Origin of the sequence: Mesorhizobium sp. B1-1-7, from assembly GCF_006442705.1 — a bacterium.
GTDB classification, from domain to species: Bacteria; Pseudomonadota; Alphaproteobacteria; order Rhizobiales; family Rhizobiaceae; genus Mesorhizobium; species Mesorhizobium opportunistum.
Map to the genome: position 1 here is coordinate 18,815 of NZ_VFWQ01000020.1, position 23,448 is coordinate 42,262.

General features: G+C 63.1%; 23 protein-coding genes and 1 pseudogene. 10 read left to right on the forward strand and 14 right to left on the reverse strand.

Going from position 1 to position 23,448, the window contains the following annotated elements:
* Positions 1-33 precede the first annotated feature (33 nt).
* Entirely contained in the window at positions 34-1,578 is a 1,545-nt protein-coding gene (locus tag FJ978_RS27635; protein ID WP_140575753.1) for a helicase HerA-like C-terminal domain-containing protein, read from the forward strand.
* Between the two features lie 95 nt (positions 1,579-1,673).
* On the opposite strand, the gene FJ978_RS27640 is transcribed toward FJ978_RS27635, so the two are convergent.
* Positions 1,674-2,504: a L,D-transpeptidase gene (locus tag FJ978_RS27640; protein ID WP_013896473.1), complete on the reverse strand. Its 831-nt coding sequence runs from the start codon at positions 2,502-2,504 to the stop codon at positions 1,674-1,676.
* Between the two features lie 191 nt (positions 2,505-2,695).
* Positions 2,696-3,358, reverse strand: coding sequence for a haloacid dehalogenase type II (locus FJ978_RS27645; protein WP_013896472.1), 663 nt, complete (start codon positions 3,356-3,358; stop codon positions 2,696-2,698).
* Between the two features lie 153 nt (positions 3,359-3,511).
* On the opposite strand from FJ978_RS27645, the gene FJ978_RS27650 reads away from it, so the two are divergent.
* The 4 genes from FJ978_RS27650 to FJ978_RS27665 all read left to right on the forward strand — a co-directional run bounded on the left by FJ978_RS27650 (position 3,512) and on the right by FJ978_RS27665 (position 6,714).
* Positions 3,512-4,390, forward strand: a complete 879-nt coding sequence (locus FJ978_RS27650; RefSeq protein ID WP_013896471.1) for a branched-chain amino acid aminotransferase — start codon at positions 3,512-3,514, stop codon at positions 4,388-4,390.
* 176 nt (positions 4,391-4,566) lie between these two features.
* Positions 4,567-5,166 (forward strand): superoxide dismutase, encoded by a 600-nt coding sequence (locus FJ978_RS27655; RefSeq protein ID WP_013896470.1) that lies wholly within the window; start codon positions 4,567-4,569, stop codon positions 5,164-5,166.
* Between the two features lie 150 nt (positions 5,167-5,316).
* Positions 5,317-5,754 carry a cytochrome c gene (locus FJ978_RS27660; RefSeq protein ID WP_013896469.1) on the forward strand — a complete coding sequence of 146 codons (438 nt, stop codon included), beginning with the start codon at positions 5,317-5,319 and terminating at the stop codon, positions 5,752-5,754.
* Between the two features lie 9 nt (positions 5,755-5,763).
* A complete protein-coding gene (locus tag FJ978_RS27665) occupies positions 5,764-6,714 on the forward strand; it encodes a cytochrome c (RefSeq protein WP_140575754.1) in 951 nt (316 codons plus the stop codon).
* Positions 6,715-6,748: 34 nt separating this feature from the next.
* Here FJ978_RS27665 and FJ978_RS27670 read toward each other — a convergent pair whose 3' ends face one another.
* The 3 genes and pseudogenes from FJ978_RS27670 to FJ978_RS27680 all read right to left on the reverse strand — a co-directional run bounded on the left by FJ978_RS27670 (position 6,749) and on the right by FJ978_RS27680 (position 10,029).
* Positions 6,749-7,138, reverse strand: a complete 390-nt coding sequence (locus FJ978_RS27670; RefSeq protein WP_013896467.1) for an SET domain-containing protein-lysine N-methyltransferase — start codon at positions 7,136-7,138, stop codon at positions 6,749-6,751.
* Between the two features lie 145 nt (positions 7,139-7,283).
* Positions 7,284-7,909: pseudogene (locus FJ978_RS27675) on the reverse strand (LysE family translocator).
* Positions 7,910-7,920: 11 nt separating this feature from the next.
* Positions 7,921-10,029, reverse strand: coding sequence for a S9 family peptidase (locus tag FJ978_RS27680; protein WP_140575756.1), 2,109 nt, complete (start codon positions 10,027-10,029; stop codon positions 7,921-7,923).
* 509 nt (positions 10,030-10,538) lie between these two features.
* On the opposite strand from FJ978_RS27680, the gene FJ978_RS27690 reads away from it, so the two are divergent.
* On the forward strand, positions 10,539-10,964 hold the full coding sequence (locus FJ978_RS27690) for a MucR family transcriptional regulator (protein ID WP_013896464.1): 426 nt from the start codon (positions 10,539-10,541) through the stop codon (positions 10,962-10,964).
* A 99-nt stretch (positions 10,965-11,063) separates the two neighbouring features.
* Here FJ978_RS27690 and FJ978_RS27695 read toward each other — a convergent pair whose 3' ends face one another.
* Positions 11,064-11,492, reverse strand: coding sequence for a SufE family protein (locus FJ978_RS27695; protein WP_013896463.1), 429 nt, complete (start codon positions 11,490-11,492; stop codon positions 11,064-11,066).
* A 130-nt stretch (positions 11,493-11,622) separates the two neighbouring features.
* Positions 11,623-11,973 (reverse strand): DUF5330 domain-containing protein, encoded by a 351-nt coding sequence (locus FJ978_RS27700; protein ID WP_140575768.1) that lies wholly within the window; start codon positions 11,971-11,973, stop codon positions 11,623-11,625.
* 533 nt (positions 11,974-12,506) lie between these two features.
* On the opposite strand from FJ978_RS27700, the gene FJ978_RS27705 reads away from it, so the two are divergent.
* From FJ978_RS27705 to FJ978_RS27715, 3 genes are all read left to right on the forward strand, one after another.
* A complete protein-coding gene (locus FJ978_RS27705; protein ID WP_140575850.1) occupies positions 12,507-14,255 on the forward strand; it encodes a HAMP domain-containing sensor histidine kinase in 1,749 nt (582 codons plus the stop codon).
* Positions 14,230-15,021, forward strand: coding sequence for a peptidoglycan-binding protein (locus FJ978_RS27710; RefSeq protein ID WP_140575770.1), 792 nt, complete (start codon positions 14,230-14,232; stop codon positions 15,019-15,021). Before FJ978_RS27705 ends, FJ978_RS27710 begins: the two co-directional genes overlap by 26 nt.
* 68 nt (positions 15,022-15,089) lie before the next feature.
* The gene (locus tag FJ978_RS27715; RefSeq protein WP_140575772.1) at positions 15,090-15,437 is read left to right on the forward strand and encodes a DUF1491 family protein; all 348 of its coding nucleotides are present in this window, start codon (positions 15,090-15,092) and stop codon (positions 15,435-15,437) included.
* On the opposite strand, the gene FJ978_RS27720 is transcribed toward FJ978_RS27715, so the two are convergent.
* The gene (locus FJ978_RS27720) at positions 15,415-16,452 is read right to left on the reverse strand and encodes a hypothetical protein (protein WP_140575774.1); all 1,038 of its coding nucleotides are present in this window, start codon (positions 16,450-16,452) and stop codon (positions 15,415-15,417) included. The two genes, FJ978_RS27715 and FJ978_RS27720, sit on opposite strands and share 23 nt — an antisense overlap.
* Positions 16,453-16,661: 209 nt before the next feature.
* Between FJ978_RS27720 and FJ978_RS27725 the strand changes: the two genes are divergently transcribed.
* On the forward strand, positions 16,662-16,850 hold the full coding sequence (locus FJ978_RS27725) for a hypothetical protein (RefSeq protein WP_140575776.1): 189 nt from the start codon (positions 16,662-16,664) through the stop codon (positions 16,848-16,850).
* 30 nt (positions 16,851-16,880) lie between these two features.
* On the opposite strand, the gene FJ978_RS27730 is transcribed toward FJ978_RS27725, so the two are convergent.
* The 6 genes from FJ978_RS27730 to FJ978_RS27755 form a co-directional block, all read right to left on the reverse strand.
* Positions 16,881-17,450 carry a DUF1254 domain-containing protein gene (locus FJ978_RS27730; protein ID WP_013896456.1) on the reverse strand — a complete coding sequence of 190 codons (570 nt, stop codon included), beginning with the start codon at positions 17,448-17,450 and terminating at the stop codon, positions 16,881-16,883.
* Entirely contained in the window at positions 17,443-18,027 is a 585-nt protein-coding gene (locus FJ978_RS27735; protein ID WP_140575777.1) for a DUF1214 domain-containing protein, read from the reverse strand. The genes FJ978_RS27730 and FJ978_RS27735 overlap by 8 nt, the downstream gene beginning before the upstream one ends.
* Positions 18,028-18,137: 110 nt before the next feature.
* Entirely contained in the window at positions 18,138-20,291 is a 2,154-nt protein-coding gene (locus tag FJ978_RS27740; RefSeq protein ID WP_140575779.1) for a penicillin-binding protein 1A, read from the reverse strand.
* A gap of 142 nt (positions 20,292-20,433) precedes the next feature.
* Positions 20,434-21,690 (reverse strand): Zn-dependent hydrolase, encoded by a 1,257-nt coding sequence (locus tag FJ978_RS27745; RefSeq protein ID WP_140575780.1) that lies wholly within the window; start codon positions 21,688-21,690, stop codon positions 20,434-20,436.
* Positions 21,687-22,535, reverse strand: coding sequence for a BtpA/SgcQ family protein (locus tag FJ978_RS27750; RefSeq protein ID WP_140575782.1), 849 nt, complete (start codon positions 22,533-22,535; stop codon positions 21,687-21,689). The genes FJ978_RS27745 and FJ978_RS27750 overlap by 4 nt, the downstream gene beginning before the upstream one ends.
* Positions 22,532-23,443 carry a ribokinase gene (locus FJ978_RS27755; protein WP_140575784.1) on the reverse strand — a complete coding sequence of 304 codons (912 nt, stop codon included), beginning with the start codon at positions 23,441-23,443 and terminating at the stop codon, positions 22,532-22,534. Before FJ978_RS27755 ends, FJ978_RS27750 begins: the two co-directional genes overlap by 4 nt.
* Positions 23,444-23,448 lie beyond the last annotated feature (5 nt).

Sequence of the window (23,448 nt, forward strand, 5' to 3'; positions counted from 1 at the left end):
CTTTAGACACACCCGTTTGCGGAGACCGGATACATGGCTGACGACACCAGTATTTTCATCGGCGCCAGCCGCAAGCCGGACGACAGCTATCAGCGTCCCGAGCAGTTGCTGCTGCAATATGGAAACCGCCACGGCTTGGTCACCGGCGCCACCGGTACCGGCAAGACCGTCACCTTGCAGATCTTGGCCGAAGGTTTTTCCAATGCCGGCGTGCCGGTATTCTGCGCCGACATCAAGGGCGACCTGTCCGGCATCGCCATGATCGGCTCGGCCCAGGATTTCCTGGTCAAGCGAGCCGAACAGGTCAAGCTCGACCCTTATGACTTCCAGGAATTTCCGGTCATCTTCTGGGACCTGTTCGGCGAGCAGGGCCATCCGATCCGCGCCACCGTCTCGGAAATGGGGCCGCTGCTTCTGTCGCGCCTGATGAATCTCACCGAGGCGCAGGAAGGCATCATGAACATCGCCTTCCGCCTGGCCGACGAGGAAGGCCTGCTGCTGCTCGACATGAAGGACCTGCAGGCGCTGCTTGCCAACATTGCCGAGCGCGCCGACGAGATCGGATCGCGCTACGGCAATGTGACGAAGCCTTCCGTGGGGGCCATCCAGCGCACGCTGCTGGTGCTGGAGCAGCAAGGCGCGGCAAACTTCTTCGGTGAGCCGGCCTTGCGGATCTCCGACATCATGCGCACCACCCGCGACGGGCGCGGCGCCATCAGCGTGCTTGCTGCCGACAAGCTGATGATGAACCCGCGGCTCTACGCCACCTTCCTGTTGTGGCTGATGTCGGAACTGTTCGAGGTGCTGCCCGAAGTCGGCGACCCCGACAAGCCGAAGCTGGTGTTCTTCTTCGACGAGGCGCACCTGCTTTTCGACGAAGCGCCGAAGGTGCTGATCGACCGCGTCGAACAGGTTGTCCGCCTGATCCGTTCGAAAGGGGTAGGCGTCTATTTCGTCACGCAGAACCCCCTGGATATTCCGGAGAAGGTCCTGGCCCAGCTCGGCAATCGGGTCCAGCACGCGCTGCGCGCCTATACGCCGCGTGAGCAGCAGGCGGTGAGGACGGCGGCCGAGACGTTCCGGCCGAACCCCGATTTCGACTGCGCCACAACCATCACCCAGCTCGCCACCGGCGAGGCGCTGGTCTCGACGCTGGAGGCCAAGGGCGTGCCGTCCATGGTGCAACGCACTTTGATTCGCCCACCCTCGTCGCGGCTTGGGCCCATAACCCCCGCCGAGCGGCAAAAGCTGATCGCTGAAAGCCCGGTCGTCGGCCAGTATGATGAGGTCATCGATCGCGAATCGGCTTTCGAGATGCTACAGAAGAAAGCCAAGGAGGCGCAGGACGCCGAACAGCAGGCGCAGCAGGCTGGCACAGGCGGCTCGCGCTGGACTATCCCGGGCTTCGGCAATGACGATCCGCCGCAATCCGGCGGCAGGCGGGCACCCGCGCCGCGCCCCTCCAACCGCCAGACCGTGGCCGAGGCCGCGATTAAGTCGGTCGTGCGTTCGGTCGGCTCATCTGTCGGACGCGCGATCGTGCGCGGGATCTTGGGGAGCCTGTCGAGGGGACGCTGAACTTCCGGCTGGGGAGGGCGCCAAGGCCCTACTCCGTACAGCGCCGCGCGTCCGCTGGACACATGGCGCCGTAGCCCTCCATAGATGTTGCCGACTCAGAAAATCGAATCCGTGATCGCCTTGACCGGCCCGAGCAGTACCGATCCGTCCGGCACGCCGGCGTCGATCGGAATGGCCTTGTGGTTTGCCGTCGCCGCCGCAACCATCGGCTGCCTGGCATCGCTGGTCACGATGACCGGTGACTTCGACGGCACGCGGTCGTAGAGATCGATGATGTCCTGGTTCATCAAGCGCACGCAGCCCGACGAAACCGACTTGCCGATCGAGCGCCACTCCGGCGAGCCGTGCAAGCGGTAGAGCGTGTCCACATTGCCCTGGAAGAGATAGAGCGCGCGCGCGCCGAGCGGGTTTTTCAGCCCGCCGGGCATGCCGCCATTGTCGGCGCTGTACTGTTTCAATTCAGGCTGCCGGGCGATCATTTCGTCCGGCGGTGTCCATTTCGGCCATTTCTGCTTCCACTGGACGACGGCGTCGCCCGACCATTCGAAGCCGGCACGGCCGAGACCGACGCCATAGCGGATGGCCTGGCCGCCCGGACGGACCAGATAGAGGAAATGGCCTGTCGTATCGACGACGATGGTTCCCGGCTTCTGTCCGGTCGGGTCGGGAACGATCTGGCGCAGGAACTGCGGATCGATCCTGTCGACGGGGATGGCCGGCAGATCGAAGCCGCCATCGCTGACGGCCGCATACATCGAGGCATAATCGGCAAGCGGCGGCTCGACATAGGTGGGCGGCGGCGGTTCCACCGGGCCTGGCCCGGTGGTGGCGCATGCGGAAACCGCGATCGAGGCGGCGCCCAGGGCGGCGGCGTTGAGGAAGCCGCGACGGCTCAGGCGAAAGGATTCGATTTCGGTTATGGACATAGTTGCCTTCTTTAGGACTCAAATTCCAACAAAGCGTGAATACACCGACCGCTGTTGCGGGTGCCTGACAACACCTGGCGCGATAGGCGGTTCCGAATCTGGCCCGAACGTGGACAAACAAAGGCGAAGCTGTGACCGCGTCGTCACTGTGGCGCCATGGCCACAGCCTGTGGCCGGCAACAGCCTGTTGCCTAGCCGCCGGATACCAGGGCTTCGAGGCTCGGCAGGATCAAGGCCGGCGGAAAGTCCCGGTATTCCTCAGGCTGGTTGGAACGGTTGATCCACACCGTGCGGAAGCCGAATTTGGTGGCGCCTGCGATGTCCCAGCGATTGGAGGACTGGAAGGAAACCGCGCCGGGATAGAGGCGCCAGCCGGTGGCGACCATGTCGTAGACCGCCGGATCGGTCTTGAAGCGCCGCACCGCATCTACGGAATAGACATCGTCCAGAACCTGGTCGAGCGCGGCGGACTTGACCGCGGCCTGCAGCATTTCGGGCGAGCCGTTGGAGAGGATCGCCAGCCGGGCGCCCGAAGCCTTGAGCGCTTTCAGCACCGCCGGCACTTCGGGATAGCAATCCAGCCGCCAATAGGCTTCCAGCAGGTTCGCCTTGAGCCCTGGATCGGCCGAGGGCACTTTGCGCAGGGCGAAATCGAGCGCCTGCTCGGTCAACTGCCAGAAATCGGCATAGGCGCCCATCAACGTTCGCACCCAGGAATATTCGAGCTGCTTGGCGCGCCAGATTTCGGACAGCAACTGGCCGTCCGGCCCGATCCGGTCGGCATGGCGGCGCACCGCGGCATGCACGTCGAACAGCGTGCCGTAGGCGTCGAAAACATAGGCCGCGTATTGCATGGAACAGTTTTGGGGCGAGGCGGGGCAAGGTGCAAGTCCCGATTGCATCGCCCCTGCCTCTGGCCTCAACAAAACTCCCCCATGCCGGTTGACGGCGCCGGCCAAAGCATCATCCAATGCTACAATACGATTGATCGGAACGGGAAAAACGCGATGACACTGGCGGCTGCAGCGCAATCCGCGACATGGACTTTCGTCGATGGCGACTGGTACGAGGGCAACGTCGCCATCCTGGGGCCGCGCAGCCACGCCATGTGGCTTGGCACCAGCGTGTTCGACGGCGGCCGCTGGTTCGAAGGCGTGGCGCCCGACCTCGACCTTCATGCCAAGAGAGTGAACGCCTCGGCGATCGCGCTCGGCCTCAAGCCGAACATGACGCCGGAGCAGATCGTCGGGTTGACCTGGGACGGCTTGAAGAAATTCGACGGCAAGACGGCTGTCTACATCAGGCCGATGTACTGGGCCGAGCATGGCGGCTACATGGGCGTGCCGGCCGATCCTGCCTCGACCCGTTTCTGCCTTTGCCTCTACGAATCGCCGATGATCCCGCCGTCCGGTTTTTCGGTGACCGTGTCGCCGTTCCGGCGCCCGACCATCGAAACCATGCCGACCAATGCCAAGGCCGGTTGCCTTTACCCCAACAATGGCCGTGCCATTCTCGAGGCCAAGATGCGCGGCTTCGACAACGCGATGGTGCTCGACATGCTGGGCAACGTCGCCGAGACGGGCACCTCGAATATCTTCCTGGTCAAGGACGGTCATGTCTTTACACCGGCGCCGAACGGCACCTTCCTGTCCGGCATCACTCGCTCGCGCACGATAAATTTGCTTGGCGAGTATGGCTTCAAAACCACCGAAAAGACGTTGTGCGTGCGCGATTTCCTGGAGGCGGACGAGATCTTCTCCACCGGAAACCATTCTAAGGTGGTGCCGATCACCCGCATCGAGGACCGCGACCTGCAACCCGGGCCGGTGGCCAAGAAGGCGCGCGAGCTCTATTGGGACTGGGCGCATTCGGCGACAACCGGCTGAGGCGCCGGTCCGGTCGTTTTGTCGCTGCCCGGTTCGCCGCGGGAAAACCGTGTGACAGTTTTCCGGAACCCGCCTAGAAAGGGAACTGGCGCTTCATTCCGGAGTTGTTCCAGCTCAACCCAGACCTATCTTACTCCGGTACGGACACCGGATTTTTCCACGAGGGAGTACCATCCATGGCTTTCGAATTGCCCGCTCTGCCCTATGACTACGAGGCCTTGCAGCCTTACATGTCGAAGGAGACGCTGGAATATCATCACGACAAGCACCACAAGGCCTACGTCGATAACGGCAACAAGCTGGCCGCCGAGGCCGGCTTGGGCGATCTGTCGGTCGAAGAGGTGGTCAAGCAGTCGTTCGGCAAGAATGCCGGTCTCTTCAACAATGCCGCGCAACACTACAACCACATCCATTTCTGGAAGTGGATGAAGAAGGGCGGCGGCGGCAACAAGCTGCCCGGCGCACTGCAGAAGGCGGTCGACAGCGACCTCGGCGGTTACGACAAGTTCAAGGCCGACTTCATCGCCGCCGGCACGACGCAGTTCGGTTCGGGCTGGGCCTGGGTCTCGGTCAAGGACGGCAAGCTGGCGATCTCGAAGACCCCGAACGGTGAAAATCCGCTCGTCCACGGCGCATCGCCGATCCTCGGCGTCGACGTCTGGGAACATTCCTATTACATCGACTATCGCAACGCCCGGCCGAAATATCTCGAGGCGTTCGTCGACAGCCTCATCAACTGGGACCACGTCCTGGAGATGTACGAAAAGGCGAAGTGATCTATCGTCAGAGAAGCCCCGGCACCCCGGGGCTTTTCTTTTTCTGCGCCGAAATCCAACAGCAAAAATCATCCAGGCGAAGGGGAATATTCCACCCGTCGCATCCGTTAACGCTTCGTCCCGAAACGCCTTCATCATGGAGCCAAATGAATGAGAAAGCTTGTCATCGCCATCTCAATGCTCGCCTTCGCCGGTTCGGCCGCCTTTGCCGATCCGATCCTCGACCGGCAGGCCCTGATGAAGGAGCGCGGAAAGATCGTCGGCGGCTTGGCGAAAGTGGCCAAGGGCGACGAGCCCTTTGATGCCGCGGCCGTGCTGACGCAACTTCAGGCGCTGCAAGCAAATGCCGAGAAGTTCGACGCCGATGCCATGTTCCCGAAAGGCAGCGATACCGGCGACACGACGGCGGCGCCAAAAATCTGGGAAGACATGGCCGGCTTCAAGGCCACCGAAGACAAGTATCTTGCCGACGTCAAGGCGGCGGTCGCGGCGGCTCCCGCCGACGTCGACGCGCTGAAAGCGCAAGTCGGCGCCATCGGCTCGGATTGCGGCACCTGCCACCAGACCTATCGCGTGAAGAAGGGCTGATAGCGGGCAATGTCCCGGCTGAAAAAACTCGTCGGCGCCCTCATCATCTTGGGTGGCGTCGGCGCGGTTGCAGGCTGGATCCTGTCGGCGCCGACGACGCTGGACACGCAGGCCCTGGCCAAGCTTGGGCCAGGTGACGCAGCCAAGGGCAAGCGCATTTTCTACGCCGGCGGCTGCACCTCCTGCCATGCAAAACCGGGCTCGCAAGGCGATGCCCGGCTTCAGTTGGTCGGTGGCCTCGAACTCAAGACGCCGTTCGGCACCTTCGTTCCCCCCAACATTTCGCAAGATCCCAAGGACGGCATCGGCGCATGGTCGCTCCAGGATCTCGCCAACGCCATGCTGAAGGGCGTGTCGCCCTCGGGTCGGCATTTCTATCCGGCATTCCCCTACGCTTCCTACGCGCGCATGAATCCGGCCGACATTGCCGACCTCTATGCTTTCCTGAAGACGCTGCCCGCGGTCGCTGGCAAGGCGCCGGACAACTCGCTGGCATTCCCATTCAACATCCGACGTGGCATCGGCCTGTGGAAGCGCCTCTATCTCAGCGATCAGCCGGTCATTCCTCTACCCGATGGCACGCCTGAACCGGTGATGGCTGGCCGCTATCTGGTCGAGGGGCCCGGCCATTGCGGCGAATGCCATACGCCGCGTGACCTTGCCGGCGGCACCAGGAAAAGTGAATGGCTGGCCGGCGCCGTCGCCGCCGAAGGCAAGGGCGTCGTGCCGAACATCACGTCGGGCGAGGGCGGCATCGGCAACTGGTCCGAATCCGACATCGCCAACTACCTCGAGACCGGCTTCACGCCGGATTTCGATTCCGTCGGCGGCGCCATGGTCGACGTGCAGCGCAACATGGCCGAGCTGACGCCGCAGGATCGGGCGGCCATCGCCGCTTACCTCAAGGCTGTACCGCCACATCCAAACGGCTATCCGGCGCGCAAGCCGGCTGCGAATTGATCTACGTCCGCCCCAGGCGGCTTCAGGCGTCGGATCACAGGTGCCGGTCGCCGAGGAAATCAAAACCCGTTTCGAAGAAAAGATTGTAGTTGCAGGTCAACTCTTCGCCCGCTGCGATGTCGCGCAAGGCATAGGTTTCCTCAGGCGAGGAGACGTCGCAATTCGGTTCGTCGTCATGGTTCATGTAGCGGGCATCGTCCGCTTCGAAGACGATATAGGCCGGATCGCGCCTGTCGGGGTAGGAATAGCGGTCCAGATAGTTCTTCACCGGCCCCGTCTCGCCCTCATAGGTTTCCACGTCGATGATCCGGTCGAACCGGGGGTCGAGCTTCCAGATCAGTGTGCCCTTGGGGATGTGGTTCTTGGCAAAGACGCCGATACCCTGGATCGGCGATTTGTCGAGATAGACGTCGACGAGCAGCATAGTGGACCCTTGTGCGAATGTGGGCCTCATCGCCCGGGGAAATCGTGCTTTGGGTAGCGCGCGACCGTCGCAATTGCGAGCGGAAATCAGCAGCGCGGAATTCAAAAGATCATGATCGTCGCGCCTGGCGGGAGAGCGCCCGCCGTCAGCGCTGTTGCAGGGCCAGGCGGACACCCAAGGCGCAGTAGATGCCGCCGACAACCTTGCCCTGCCATTTCAGCACCGTCGGGTTTCGGCGCAGGAAGGTACCGAGCCGCCCGGCGCTCACCGCAAAAACGACCGTGCTGAAAAGGCCCAGCAGAACGAAGATCACCCCGAGTGTCATCAACTGGAGCATCACCAACCCGTTTTCAGGCCGCACGAACTGAGGCAGGAAGGCGAGAAAGAAAAGCGGGTCTTGGGATTGAGCACTTCGGTCAGGATAGCTTGCCCGAATGCCTTGCCGGCCGAGATCGCAAGCTTGCCGGCGGTCGGATCGGCGGGCGTCTTTTCGATGATCGCGCGGATGCCGAGATAAACGAGGTAGGCCGCGCCGATATACTTCACGACGCTGAACAGCGTCGCGGAGGTGGCGATGACGGCCGAGATGCCGACCATCGCCATGGCTGTGTGAAACATGTCGCCGGCCGCGATCCCGGCACCCGTTGCGATCCCGACCTTCGTGCCCGAACTCGTTGCCCGGGCAATCGTCAGCAGGGTGGCCGGGCCCGGAATAAAGACAAAGCCGAACACAACGGCGACATAGGCGATCAATGTGGACAGATCGATCATTGGCGGGTCTCCTAGGCAAGCTGGGCCTTGCCCGTCACCTTCAGTGTGAAGGCATAGGTATAGGCTATCTCTTCCAGGCGTGAAAACCGGCCCGAAGCACCGGCGTGGCCGGAATCCATGTTGATCTTGAACAGCACTGGATTGTCGCCACTCTTGCGGTCGCGCAGCCGCGCCACCCATTTGGCCGGCTCCCAATAGGTGACGCGCGGATCGGTGAGGCCGGCGAGCGCCAGGATCGGCGGGTAGTCGAGCGCCGCGACATTGTCGTAGGGCGAGTAGGCGGCGATCGTCCGGTAGTCGTCGGCTGACGCGATCGGATTGCCCCATTCCGGCCATTCAGGCGGGGTCAGCGGCAGGGTCGCGTCGAGCATGGTGGTGAGCACGTCGACGAACGGAACCTCTGCGACGATGCCGCCGAAACAGTCCGGCGCCATGTTGGCTATGGCGCCCATCAGCATGCCGCCGGCCGAGCCGCCTTGCGCGACGATGCGGTCATGCGCCGTAAAGCGCTCGGCAACGAGGTGGCGCGCACAGGCGATGAAGTCGGTGAACGTGTTCATCTTGTGCTCACGCTTGCCGTCATCGTACCAGCCGTAGCCCTTGTCCTTGCCGCCACGGACATGAGCGATGGCAAAGACAATGCCGCGATCGACCAGCGAGAACCAGTTGGTGTTGAAGGCGGCCGGCACGGCGATGCCGTAGGAACCATAGCCATACAGCAGGCAAGGTGCGGATCCATCCAGCGGTGTGTCGCGGTGGTGCAGAAGCGAGATCGGCACCAGTTCGCCATCGGCGGCGGGCGCCATCAAGCGCCTCGTGACATAGTGGTCCGGGTCGTGGCCGGAAGGCACTTCCTGGGTCTTGAGCAGCACCCGCTCGCGCGTGCGCATGTCGTAGTCGAATACCTGCGACGGCGTCGTCATCGACGAATAGGAAAAGCGCATGGTCTCGGTGTCGTATTCGTACGACCCTGAAAGGCCGAGCGAAAAGGCTTCTTCATCAAAAGAAATCAGGTGCTCCTCGCCATTCGCGCGATCGCGCACGACGATGCGCGGCAGGCCCTCCTTGCGCTCGAGCCGGACCATATGGTCCTTGAAACCGATCACCGACAGGATCAGCCGGCCCGGCTCGTGCGGCACCAGCTCCTGCCAGTTGGCGCGCACCGGATCGCTTGCCGGCGCCGTCATGATCTTGAAGTCCTTCGCCCCGTCCGCATTGGTCAGGATGAAGAAAATGTCGCCGCCTTCCTCCAGCTCATATTGAAGGCCGGTCTCGCGCGCCGAAACAAGCTTGGGTTCGGCAAAAGGATCGCTTGCGCTCAACAGCCGGTATTCCGAAGTCTCGTGATCGTTGATGCCGATCATGATCCATTCGTTGTTGCGGGTGCCATCGACATTCATGAAGAAACCGGGGTCGGTCTCCTCATAGATCAGGCGGTCGTCCTCAGGGTTCTGTCCCAATGCATGGAACAGCACCTTCGACGGCCGGTGGTTGGGATCGAGACGGGTGTAGAAGAACCCGTCATTGCCGGCGTCCCACACACCAGATCCGCCTGTGGCTTGTATCTGGTCCGCCAGTTCCTTGCCATCGCCAAGGTCGCGCACGCGCAGCGTGTAGAATTCGGAGCCCTTGTCGTCGAAGGCCCACAGCAGCTTGGCGTGGTCGGCTGAATGATCGACGCCGCCGAGCCGGAAATAGGCCTTGCCCTCCGCTTCCGCGTCGCCGTCGAGCAGGATCCGCTCGGTGCCGCCGTCGCGCGGCATGCGGAAGTAACGCGGCTGCTCGCCGCCAAGCTTGAAGGAAGAACCATAGGCATAAGGCCCGTCCTTCATGGGGACGGAAGAATCATCCTCCTTGATGCGGCCCTTCATCTCCTTGAAGAGCTGCTTCCTAAGGCCTGTCGTATCGGCCATCAGCTTCGACTGGTAGGCGTTCTCGGCTTCGAGTTCGGCGCGTATCCCCGCATCGAGCAGGGAAGGATCCCGGAACATCTCCTGCCAATTGTCGGCCCGAAGCCAGGCATACTCATCCGTTCGCGTGATGCCGTGGTGCGTGTCGGTAACCGGCCGCTTCTCGGGCGCCGGCGGACTGACGGATGGAAATGCGGAAGTCTTGGTCATTGCGTCTCGCTGCCCGTGTCTCTGGTCTTTGCCGGCCAGTCTCATGCGACCGTATTCACGGCTTGGCAAGTGGCCAATCGAGGCGGCCGGCCGGCGGACATCTCGGCTGGTTGCCCTGCGCGAAAAAGACGATCAGCAACCTGTGGTTTCGTGGACAGATGTGAACAACCAAGCTTGCAAGCGCGATCGCCAAGCAAAGCCGAGCATTCAAACCCGTTTCGTGAGTTATCGCGAATGTAACGGCGAGCTGACGCGGCGTCAGCCTTTGCCCGTTTGGCCGAAAAAATATCGAAAAATTACATGATGCACGAAAGATTGAAGCTGAACGACGAATAGTTGATCAACATTCGTAGATATAATGCAGTGAGTGAATTGACTTACTTGATCCATGGCCGCATTGATGTGCCCGCGACACGAATCGCAGAAGCTCTACCTGCACAAAATTCGTGCAATGCCCTGCCTGCAAAAATGGGCACAATCGACGTCACTCTTGTTGGGGCCTGAAGACCATGGATATTGTCGAATCACCTTCCCGAAACAATGAAGCGCTGATCGAGCTCACCGCCGATGTGGTGGCTGCCTATGTCAGCAACAATCCGGTGCCGGTTGGCGAACTGCCGAACCTGATATCCGATGTCCACGCTGCCCTCGGGCGTGTGGGCGGAACCGCCGAGCAGCCCCCCGCCGACAAGCAGAAGCCGGCTGTAAACCCGAAACGCTCCGTCCATGACGACTACATCGTCTGTCTCGAGGACGGCAAGAAGTTCAAGTCGCTCAAGCGTCACCTGATGACCCACTATGATCTGACGCCGGAGCAGTATCGCGAAAAGTGGAACCTCGACCCGAGCTATCCGATGGTTGCCCCGAACTACGCGGCGGCTCGTTCACAGCTCGCCAAGAAGATGGGCCTCGGCCGCAAGCGCAAGGCGCGGTAGTCGCTCCTCGTCAGGCTTAACCGACATCAGCGGCGCCTTCGGGCGCCGTTTGATTTTGCGGCTTGGTAGACGGACAGGTGATCTAGACGGACAGGGGACTTAGGCGGTCTGTTCGAGCGCCATCTCGGCATCGCGCTTGATGCGCTTGACCATTGAGCGGAGGCCATTGGCGCGTTGGGGCGACAGGTGTTCGTCCAGGCCGAGCGCCTTCAGCGTCGCTTCGGCATCGGTTTTCTGGATTTCACTGGCGGTCCGTCCCGAAAACAGCGCCAAGACGATCGCGACCAGTCCGCGCACGATATGGGCATCGGAATCGCCCCTGAACGCAATGACCGGATCGGGGCCCGGTCCCCGTTCGGTGGTCAGCCAAACCTGGCTGACGCAGCCGGGCACCTTGTTGGCGGCGTTGCGTTCCTCATCGGGAAATGGAGGCAATGCTTCGCCGAGTTCTATGACATAGCGATAGCGGTCCTCCCATTCGTCAAGGAAGGAGAAGTCGTCGCGGATCGTCTGGATCGAGGCCGTCATGACTCGGATATAGTGACCCGGCGGCGCCGCGTCACGGAAAAAACCCCAGCGGCGCCGCGTCACGGAAAAAAAACAAGGACACCGCGGGCGTCGAGAGGGCAGAAGGCCCGCGGTGCGCCGTCGAGACGGCTTAATTCTTTACCGGCAGGTTGACTGTCTCGGGCAGCACGATGTTCTCGACCACGCTGCCGGTCATTGTCGAAGTGTCGGGGCCGGCGGACTTGTCGTCCAGCATCGCCGCCGCGATCTTGGCGGTCTCCTTGGCGCGTGCCGTGATGGTATGCATGGCGGACTTGCCGGTTTCGCAGACATCGGGCTTGCGCTCGCAAATGCCGGCAATGTCACCGACTGCGTCGCGCGCCGCGAACAAGGCCTGGATCGGCCCGACGCTTTCCTGCCCGGGTTCGTCGGAACCGGCAGTCAGGGGCAGCGCCAGCAGCACCAGGGAAAACCAGAAAGCCATTCTTATCAGGAAGAACATGCCTTGCCTCTCGTCGTGACCGGATCATGCATCACATGGCATGACCTCTTTTATGGCAGGATGTTGGCACACAGGCACGAAGGACGGCTTGCGGGTCAGCCGACAATTTTCCTCAAATTTTAGACAAATTCGAAACGAAGCGTTTTGCGATGGATTTGTCTCATATCGGGACGATTTTCGTTACCGACCAATAACCATTTATCTGGCTGTTTCCATTGCGCTTTTCTAGAACTCGAGCGTTTTCGTGCCCACCACTGGTCCACTGTGGGCGGGCGTTCCCGGATAACCCTCCATTTACTATGGCGGCATTTGCCCGGGTTTTCGACGGCAAGCATCCCGATATTTGACACAGGCCGGGCTTTGGTCGGGCCTGCCCTTATCCATTCCTTAAACGCTGGATGAGAGTTTCAGAGCCAATCAAAACAATCTGCGGAAGCAGAGCTGTTCACGACGAGTGCGAGTGCGTTGAGTTGATGCCGATCAAGGCCAGATACGCTGAATTGCCTGGCGCGATTGCCGCCGGTTGCGAACGTATGGTCCATCCCTCCATTCTCGGTCAGGGCGACCGCGAGCGCCAGCGCCGCTTCATCGGCGTCATGCTGGCGGCGCCATTCTTTGCCGCCGGTGCCGCGGTCACGCTCGTGACGTCAGGCATGGGCGCCGCGGTGACCATGGCCGCCATCTTCGCGGCCTTCGGTCTGTGCTGGTTCATCGCCCTGCTGGCGGCGGCGACAGGCAAGATGGCCGTGGCGGCACGGATCGCACTGGCGATGGCGGCTGTTGCGCTTGGTGGCCTTATCAGTGCCGCCGGCGGCTTGAGTTCTCCTGTCGCCATGCTTGTCGTGGCGCTGCCGTTTGAAGCCTGGTGGATCGGCGCCTCGCGGCGTGCTGCACTTTGGGGGGCTGCCTCGGCCGTCGTCGCCATTGCCCTTCAGCCGCTGTCCGCGGCCTTCCTTCCATTCGCGGGCGCGCAGATCGCCGCCTGGCATTGGCTGGTGCCGCTGGCCTGGGCACTCACGGTCGTGCCGCGCGTAGCGGCGTTTCGCGATACCGCCGGTGCGGCCGATAGAGTCGATACCGGGGATCGGCTGGAAGACATCATCGATGCGGTGGTCCTGCGTGTCGCTCGCCATGGCGAAGTCCTGGACGCCTCGGCCAGGGCACGCACGCTTTTGAAATTGCCGCCGGAGCTGCTTTCGGGGACCGGTTTCTTCGATCGCGTCCATCTGTCCGACCGTGTCGCCTATCTCAGCGCCTTGGCCGACATGCGCGATGGCGCCCTGTCGCGCCGCCTCGAACTGCGCATCAGGCTGCCGCAGAACGGGAATGGCCAAGGTGACAATCGCCTGATGGCTGACAATTATCGGCCGTTCGCGCTCGAACTGGTGCGCGGTGAGGAGCAGGGCGATGTCTTCACGCTTGTCCTGCGCGAGAATGACGAGACCGCCCGGCTGCGCGAAGAACTGGCGCAGGCCAATGAGGCGGCGGCCGCCGCCGAAGTGGCCAAGGGCCGGTTCCTGGCGGTGGTGAGCCATGAACTGCGCACGCCGTTGAATGCCATCATCGGCTTCTCGGACATGCTGCTGCACGAGATGTTCGGCGCCTTCAAGGACCCGCGCCAGAAGGAATATGTCGGCCTGGTGCGCGATTCCGGCCAACATCTGCTGGCCGTCGTGACATCCATACTCGACGTATCGAGGATCGAATCGGGCGCCTACGCAACGGAACCGGAGCCGTTCCGGTTCATGGAAGCCGTGGAAATGTGCCAGTCGATGATGCGGCTGCAGGCGCAAGCCAAGAACATCGACCTGCAGACGCAGATCGCGCCGGACGCCGGCGACATCAACGCCGATCGCCGGGCCGTGCAGCAGATCCTCATCAACCTCGTTTCCAATGCGGTCAAGTTCACGCCTGATGGTGGCGATGTCGTCGTCGGCGCCAAGCGGATCGGCTCGCGTCTCCATTTCTGGGTCAGGGACACCGGCATCGGCATCGCCGAGGAGGATTTCGCCAATCTCGGCAAGCCCTTCATGCAGATCCAGAATGACTACACCCGCCGTTTCGAGGGCACCGGTCTTGGTCTTTCCCTGGTGAAGGGCCTGGTCGCGCTGCACGAAGGCACGATGTCGATCGAAAGCATGCCGGGCGAGGGCACCACGGTGACCATCAGCCTGCCGGTCAACGGGCCGAAGGGACGCCCCGTCAATCAGATCGGAGTGCTGACGATGCCGGCGATGAGGGCGAAAGGGGACAGGGATGGCTCGCTCCGCAAGACAGCCTAAGGCGGTCAAACGCCGCAGCAATGCCTTCCAGGACGGTGCCATTGCCGTCGGCGGGATGATTTCGCGCAATCCTGTCCTGGTGGGCGGATCGACGGCATTCCTGGTGACGCTGTTCTATGTCTCGGCGAATGCGCTGTGGTATCAGCCTTTCCCGCATGCCGGGGCGTTTTTCGCCACCCGCAGCTTCCAGGGATTTCCACATACGGCCATCGACGAGCCCGAGACCACGATCAACATCGTGCGGCCGAATGCGGTGCCCGCCCCGATCAAGGGCGATCCGGTGGTCGAGCAGGTGCAGGGCATATTGAAGGACCTCGACTTCTATTCCGGCACGGTCGACGGCATTTCCGGCCCCAATACGCGCAAGGCCATAGAAGCCTACCAGCAGAAGGTCGGGCTCAACGCCTCCGGCGAGATCGACGCGCTGCTGCTGGATCAACTGGGCGCGACGCCGAAGACCGCCGCCGTGCCGAAACCGCAGCCGCGTCCGGACACGCCGGCCGCCGTTCCGGTGTCCTTGCAGACAAGTTCCGGGCAGAATGACGTGGAGACGAATGCAGCGTTGCAGGGGCCTGATCCTCGCATCGTCAAGATCCAGGCCGGACTGAAGGCGTTCGGCAATGACGACATGCAACTGGATGGGGTCGTAGGCGCCCGCACCAAGGCGGCGATCAAGGAATTCCAGTCGCTGTTCGGGTTGCCGCAGACCGGCGAACCCGATGAGATCGTCTACGTCAAGATGCGTGAGATCGGCCTTACCAACTAACGGCAGAATGACGGCTCGCCGAGCCGCGGAAACAGCGATACATAGCCCGCACGCTTTGCGGAGTTTTCATGCGCGTCACATCGGATCTGTGGGTTTCGGCCCTGTTGCGCCGGATTTTCAGTGCCGGCGGATTTGCCGCCGTGGTCAAGCGCGGCGCGACCGAGGCAGGCGCTGTTTTCGTGCTGGCGCGGGACAGGATGGGTGAAATGGCCCTCTATGGACCGGCGCCGCAGACCAGCTACGATTCGGCCATGCCCGACGATCGCTTCTTCACCCTGCTGGCCGCCGGCGACGATGCCGCCGTGCTAGACGCGCGCCTCGAAAGGGAAAAGAAGTTCGATCCCGACATTTGGGTGGTCGAAATCGAGGCCGGCGCCATCTCCGTCGAGGAGCTTATTTCCGTGAAGATGCCCTGAGGCCGGAGGGCGTCACGGCATCGTCGCTGTTCGATGCCGTGCGGCTGTCGCCGTTTGCAGGCGCGGCCTCGCGAACCGCTTTATGCAGCGTTTCGGCCTTCCAGCCCCGCACCCTCTCCAGCGCCACGTCGCGATGCAGCAGCCGGTAGCGGTCGAGGTAGGTGCGGATCGCCTGCGGATGCGGGAACAGGCCGGGATAGACGGCGACCGTGATCAGGAATGCCCGGTCCTCGCTGAAATCGAGCGAGCGCAGCGCCGCAAGCAGCGGCGCATAATTCTGGTTGGCGGTCAGCGATCGTGCGGTCGAGAAATCGATGTCGAGGGCATCCGCAAGCGCGGTCTGGAAGAAGGCGGCGTTTCCCGTCAGTGCCGTCTCGCGCAGTTTGACATAGGTATCCGAGCCAGGGAATGCATCGACCTGCGCCGCCAGGGCCTCGTCGCCGGTGCGCATCATAGAGCGCAGCCTGCGCCGTGCATTCTCGGCGGCAACGCCGGAGGCCTGTTGTGCTGCCGCACTGTCTTGCGCCACGTCCGCGTCGACGGCGGCCGCGATCGGCACCGTTGGAGCTTGCGCCTCTGGATCGCGCACGCGCACCAGGGTGGGTCTTTCAAGCGCCCTGATCAGGTCGGCGATGGTCGGGTTCAGATCCTTGCGCCGCGCGATGGCGCGTGCGTGCGGCAGCCCATGCCGGCCGATCAGCGCGATGAGGTCGATGTCACTGACCGCGCGCGAGCGGATGAGCAGCGGCGCGGCGACGTCGACCGGTTCCTCGCACAGGCGGCGCACCAGCGCGGCGGGCGCATATTCGCATTCGGAAAGGGCGGCTGCCACGTAGCGTCGCGATTCAAGGGACACATCGTCGAACAGCGGCAGCGTCAGGTCCTCGAGCTGGCCGATCTCGCGGCGTGACGGGCGGGTCAGTGAGCAGAATGCCGACACCGCGGCGCGGAACAGCCTTTCGGCCCTTCCCGATTCCGTTCGAACAGCGATTTGCCTGAAGTCCGAAGATGACACGAAGGATACGCCCGATACTCGATACACACTTTGCCACGCTCAACCAGGCTGTGCCGGTTTCGCGATTGCCTCGGTCAGAACGTGCTGACCTCGGAACAAAGATCAAGTTAGCGATGATCCGTTAGCGCTCCGTTAACCCTCTGCCGGCCTTAATAACATTTGGAGGCGTTGCGTTGTGCTCCGGGGAAACCGAGAGGAATGCGCGAATCATGGGCATGGTACTGTCTTTCGTGCCGCGAACGGCACCGACCAATCGAGTAAAGCAAGCCACCGAAATACCGGCGGCGGTGATCATCTTTCCCGGCATCCGCTACGAGCGGCCCCAGGCCGGCGAGGTGCGGCCTGTAGATCCGGACACGCCGGGATCATCGCGGACGAAGCCTGTTCCGCACCATTGAAGCGCGGTGCTTAAACGGATCTAGGCGGCGCTAGAAGTCCTGCAGCTCGCAGGAACTCTGATCGAGAAAGCGCGACACGATGGGCTTCCAGCTGTCGTCCGGCACGAAGCTGCGGATGACGAAAATGCCCTCGTTGATCGGCGCCTCGACGAAGATCGCTCCCTGCATATCCTCGGGAAGATCCTTGCGCACGTCGATCATCTGCGCCGGTGTCAGCACCACGGCATCCAGTTTGCCGCCTGTCGCGGTATGATCGTTGAAGGAATAGATGTTGTGGCCGCTGCGGTCATAGACCGACACCGACCAGAAGGGCACGTTTCCCGGCGCCCTGATCCGGACAATTCCCTCGTCAAGGTCGAAACGGCAGGCCGTGGCATAAAACAGCGGGTCGACCGATTTCACCACCGGCGCGCCGCCGGCCTCGGCATCGAGCCGGTTCATCCTGTAGAGATCCGAGGCCATGGAAAGACGCGACCAGGCGTCACGTTCCGAGAATTCCGGCACCAGAAGCAAGACGACGATGTGCACGATGCCGGCGCCGACGAGGCCGAGCAGGACAGCGTAAAAGAGCCTGCGCATCGCGGCATAAACGCTACGCATCGCAGCCCACCTTCACGATCCTGGGCAGCGAGACGTCGGACAGGCCGGTGCTGCTGGCGATCGGCGTGTCGTAGAAAGTGAGGACGAAATACATCCGCCCAGAACCGTCGGTCAGAAGCCAGTTGCCGGGCATTGGGCGATGGCCGGCGGAAATGATCACCGAATTGTCGGGCTGGCGAACCACCTCGTAGGACTGAAGTGCCGCAAGTCGCGGTTTGCCGGTTTCGACGACGCCGAGCGATTGATCGGCGGCATAAAGCGTCCAGAAGCGGGCGGTCGGAAACCCTCCCTCTATCGTGTAGGTGCATTGCCGCTTGAGCTGGTCCCCGGCAGCGTCATTTTCCGCGACGAAGGACAGACCTTCCGCGCGACCGAGCGCAAGCACGCCCTCGCGTGCCACGCGCGCCTTGGAGTAGGGGTCCGCGGCCGGCGTGCCGATGTCGGGAAAAGCGGTCCATTGGCCGATCCTGATCGCGCCGACACCGTCCTGGATCTTCAGCGCATACCAGACGCTGGCGCCGCCGCCGCCAATGGCTATGGCAAGCGAGAGCAGCATCAGGAAGGCATTTTTGAGCATGAAGGGCCGGGTTCACAGAGGATTGCCGCTCGGGGATATCGCGGCGCGGGGCCTCGTGGCAAGCCGGCGAGATGGATTTGCCTGCAGGCCCGGTTCGCGCCGTGGCGGTGTTACAATGCCGAAAGCGTTTCGGGCGTGGTGGAGGTGTCGAGCCTGGGGGCCGTCTGGAACAGTTGGGTCATGTCCCTCAGCGTCTGCGTGGTTCGGCTGGACAGAACCGGCGGGCGTTCGGCGGCTGCTTCGGCTGCCGCCTGATCCTCGCTCTTCTTCTGCGCTTCCGCCGCCTTGGCCGCGATCTCCTCGTCGACGAACGGCTTGTCGATGCCGGGGATCGGCTTCAAGTCGATGTTCTGGTGCGCGTAAACCATCAGCCGCTGCCAAACCATCGCCGGCAGCGAGCCGCCGGTCATATTCTTGGTGGGGGTGAAGTCATCGTTGCCCAGCCACACGGCCGCCGTGTAGTTGCCGGTGAAGCCGACAAACCAGGCGTCGCGGTAGGATTGCGTCGTGCCGGTCTTGCCGGCGACGACGATGTTGGGGATCTGTGCGCGCCGCGCCGTGCCTATCACCGGTACGGCCGTCAGCATGGTGTTCATGGATTTCAACGCCTGCTCGGAGAGCACCCGATGCGGCGGCGGCGCGTCCTTGGTCCAGTCATACACCACGTCGCCAGTACGGGTGACGAGCTGCGTGATGCCATGCCTGGAGCCGACGAAGCCGTTCTGGGCAAACACGCTGTAGCCGGTCGCCTGGTCCATCACGGTCATGCCCGAAGTGCCGAGCACCATCGTCTTGTGTCCCTCGAGCGGCGATTCCACGCCAAACGCTTCCGCCATCGCCTTGATGGGAGCGATGCCGAGATGGTCCTTGGCCAGTCGCACCGGCACCGTGTTGATCGACTTCGCCATCGCCATCAGCAACGTGATGTTGCCAGCCGACTCGCCGCTGTAATTGTGCGGCGACCAGTTGCCCCAGCTGATCGGCCCGCCCGAGATGATCGAGTTCGGCGTAAAACCGTGTTCCATCGCCGTGGCGTAGACATAGGGCTTGAACGACGAGCCGGTCTGGCGCAGCGCCTTGGTGGCGCGGTTGAACTGGCTGGCGCCGTAGTCGCGGCCGCCGACGATCGCCCGCACCGCGCCGTTGGTCTCGATGACCACCACGGCACCCTCGGTGACGTTGTACTCCTTGCCGAACTGGCGCAGGTGGAACTCGACCGACTCCTCCGCCGCCTTCTGGATGTTGGCGTCGAAGGTGGTGTGGGCAACCAGCGAATGCTGGCCAGGCTTGGCGATCTTCTTGACCTCGTCGAAGGCCCAGTCGAGGTAGTAATCGGGGCTCTTCTGTTCGCCGCGATCGACGACGTCGGCGGGATGCAGCCTGGCCTGCAGCACCTGGCCCTCGGTCATGAAGCCGGAATCGACGAGGTTGGACAGCACCACATTGGCGCGCGCACGCGCCGCCGGCAGGTTGATGTGCGGCGCATATTTGGTCGGCGCCTTGAACAGGCCGGCCAGCATGGCGGCTTCGGCAAGGTTCAGGTCCTTGACGCTCTTGCCGAAATAGAAATCCGCCGCCGCCTCGATGCCGAACGTGCCGCCGCCCATATAGGCGCGGTCGAGATAGAGCTGCAGGATTTCCTTCTTCGACAGATTGGCCTCGAGCCACAGCGACAGGAAGGCTTCCTTGATCTTGCGCTCGAAGGTCCGCTCATTGGTCAGGAACAGGTTCTTGGCCAGCTGCTGGGTGATGCTGGAGCCGCCCTGGACGACCGAATTCGCCCGCACATTCTCGAAGATGGCCCTGGAAAGGCCGAGCACGTCGATGCCGTAATGGTCGAAAAAGCGGCGATCCTCGGTGGCGAGCACCGCCTTGATGACATGATCGGGCATCTCGTCGACCGGCACGGAATCGCGCTGGATGATGCCGCGCTGGCCGATCTCGTTGCCGTAACGGTCGAGGAAGGTGACGGCGAAGTCGCCCTGCGCCCGCCAGTCGCCCGAAGTGTCCTGGAAGGCCGGAATGGCCAGCGCCAGCATGACGACGATGCCGCCGGCACCGAGCGTAAAACCTTCGCTCAAGAGTTCGACGATGCCGCGGCGCCAGCCCTTGAGCCGGAAACGCCGCGAGAAGATCGTCGCGGCTTCCCAGAACTGGCGCGCCTTGAACCCGATCTCGTAGAGCGAGGAATCGAGCCAAGCGTCCAGCGCCAGCAGCCGGGCGGCGAGCGGACCTCTTCTCTTGCGTGGCTCAGGATCGACCATTCAAAAACCCGGCTCGGCTGTGACGCAACCTGAAAGCCGCAAGCAGGCAATTTCAGGGCCGCGCCCTGTCCTGACTATTCATCCATTTTGCCGGCGCTCACAAGGGCGGCGAGGACACAGCCGCGAGCTTTGTTGGAAATGATTATCGCCGCAGTTCGAGCGACGAAGCCGCCGCGATGGTCGCCTGCAGCAGAACCCGCGCGCCGGTGATCGCGTCCGCGGGCTCCACATATTCCGCCTCATTGTGGCTGAGCCCATCGCGGCACGGCACGAAGATCATCGCGGCGGGCGCCACGCGGGCGATGAACAGCGCGTCATGGAAGGCGCCTGATATCATCTGCTTGTGCGACAGCCCCTGCGACCTGACGGCGTCTTCGATGATCTTGATCATATCGGCGGAGAAAGCCGCGCCGGGCATGTCGAAGGATCGTTTGATCGTTGCCATGCAGCCCTGTGCCTCCGCCTCGGCCGTGCAGGCCTGGCGCGCCTCGGCCTCGATGGCATCAAGCCGCTCAGGCCGCGGATGCCTGAGGTCGACGGTGAAGGTCACCGACTGCGGTATGGCGTTGATCGATCCTGGCTGAGCGGCGATCCGGCCTACGGTCAGCCGCGCGCTGCTGTCGAGCGGCATGATTGTCGTCTGCAGCCTGTGTATGGCGGCAATCGCGGCGACCATCGGATCCCTGCGGTAGGCAAGGCCCGTGGTGCCGGCGTGACCGGCGGTGCCCTCGATGGAAACCTCCAGCCAGCGCGTGCCCTGGACGGCTGTCACGACACCGATAGGCAACTGCTCCTTTTCCAGGGAAGGCCCCTGTTCGATATGCAGCTCGATGTAACCTGATATCGGCATGCCGATCGGACGCAGGGCAGCTTCCGGCAAGGCTGCGATCGTCGCGTCGAGTTCCTTTGCGAGGGAGGCACCGTTGCTGCCGACGATCGATTTCCATGCGGCGGTGTCGGCGCCGGTGAACGCCATGGAGCCCATCACGCCCGGGGCGAAGCGGCTGCCCTCTTCATTGGCCCAGGCGACGACCTCGATCGGCATACGGGTCTCAGCCTTCACGTCCTCGAGGGCTTCGAGAACCTCGAAGGCGGAAAGCGTCCCGAGCGCCCCATCGAAGCGGCCGCCCGTTGGCTGGCTGTCGAGATGGCTGCCGATCAGGAGCGGCGGCAGTGCTGCGTCCGCGCCCTCGCGACGGATGAAGAGGTTCGCGATCCCGTCCTGGAAAACGGTGAATCCGCGCTCCAGCGCCAGCTCCGCCAGCAGGCGCCGGGCGCTCCGATCCTCGACGCTGAACGCCTGCCGGTTAACGCCCCCGGCCGGCGTCGCGCCGATCCGGGCGAACGTGTCGAGCCGTCGGAGCAGTCTTTCGCCGTCGATCTGCGGCGCAAGCCTCATCGCTTGAGGCCACGGATGAAGGCGCTCACCCGTTGCGGGTCGACCTGGTTCCACCAGACCCCGTCCTGCTTCAGGGAACTCGCGACAATGACGCCGTCGACGATGTCGAGGATGTCGTTGGCATTGTCGGGCGTCACCCCGCTGCCGACAAGGGTCGGCAATCCGGCCGCGTCCTTGATCATCCTGATATAGCCGAGGTCGGTGGCATGGCCGGTGCGCTGTCCAGTGGCGATGACCGCATCGGCGTCGAAGAACACCAGGTCCTTGACCTGTTCCTCGACCGGCCGGTCGCCGACGATCGCATGGGCGCCATGCTTGACATGCGCATCGGCGAAGATGCGGATGCCGTTGGCCCGAAGCCGGGCACGGAAGCGCATGGCGCGCGCCGCTTCGCCTTCGATAAAGCCCTCATTGGCGACATAGGCGTTGGCCCATTGATTGACGCGCACAAAGGAGGAACCGGAGGCACTGGCGATCGACAGCGCGGGAATGGCGGCATTGGCGAGCACGTTGATGCCGACCGGCCGGCCAAGCTCGCGGCGGATACGGTCGGCGACGACGGACATGTAGGCGGAGGTTTCGGGGCCGATGTCATCTGGCTTGGCGAACGGCACGTCGCCGTGGTTCTCGACGATCACGCCGTCGCAACCGCCATCGAGATATGCTTTGGCATCGTCGAGGCCGCGTTGGTAGATGGCCTCGACCGCCTCGCCATCATAGCGCGGCGCGCCCGGCAGGGGTGCGAGATGGACGACGCCGATCACCACCTTGCTTCTGCCGAAGATCGATCGCAGCGCGTCGTTCTCGCCCTGCTTGGAGCCGATGGATTTAGGGGATTTTGTCATGCGGTTTCCGCTTCCGTCGTTTCCATGAGCGTTTTCATCTCCTGCCTGTCGGGGCAGGAGCCGAGCGTTCCGGCGCGTCCGACCGAGATGGCCGCAGCGCGAACCGCAATCCTGGCCGCTGCAGCGAGATCCATGCCGGCGGCAAGGCAGCCGGCGAGGCAACCGCAAAACACGTCACCCGCGCCGCTGGTGTCCGTCACAGCCACCTTGGGCGCCATGATCCGCTCGATCCGTCCTTCACCATCGGCGACGAGGCAGCCAAGCGCCCCAAGCGTCACGATAGCGGTGCCTGCGCCTCGACGGATCAGCTCGCGGGCTGCCGCGTCAGGATCGCCGGTTCCGGTCAGTTGCGCCGCTTCGCCCGCATTGGCGATGACGAGGCTGACGTCGCTCAAATGCGGCATCGCACCAGTTGCAAGCGGGCTCGGATTGAAGATGGTCATGGCGCCAGCGCCATGCGCCGCCCGCAGACAGGCAGTCGTTGCATTCGGATGGAGATTGCCCTGCATCACGACGATGTCGCCGCGTTCGATCGAGGCCGCGAAACCACTCTCTGCCAGGGGATCGAAGGCAGTGGCGCAACTGGCACCGGTGACGATGAGGTTCTCGCCCCGCGCATCGACCATGATCGTCGAACGGTCGCTCTCCCTGGGCAGCATCGTCAGATGGCTGGTGTCGAGGTCGCGGCGCAATTGTTCCCTTATCCATGCCCCGGCGGCATCATTGCCGATCGGCGTCCAGAACCGGACGTCGGCTCCGGTGCGCGCGGCAGCCACCGCCTGGTTCGCGCCCTTGCCGCCAAGTCCGTCGGCATGTTCCGATGCGTTCAGCGTCTCGCCCGGCCGCGGGAACCGGTCCAGCCGAAACGTCGTATCGACGCAGACATTGCCGAGGACATGGACGCGCATGGCTA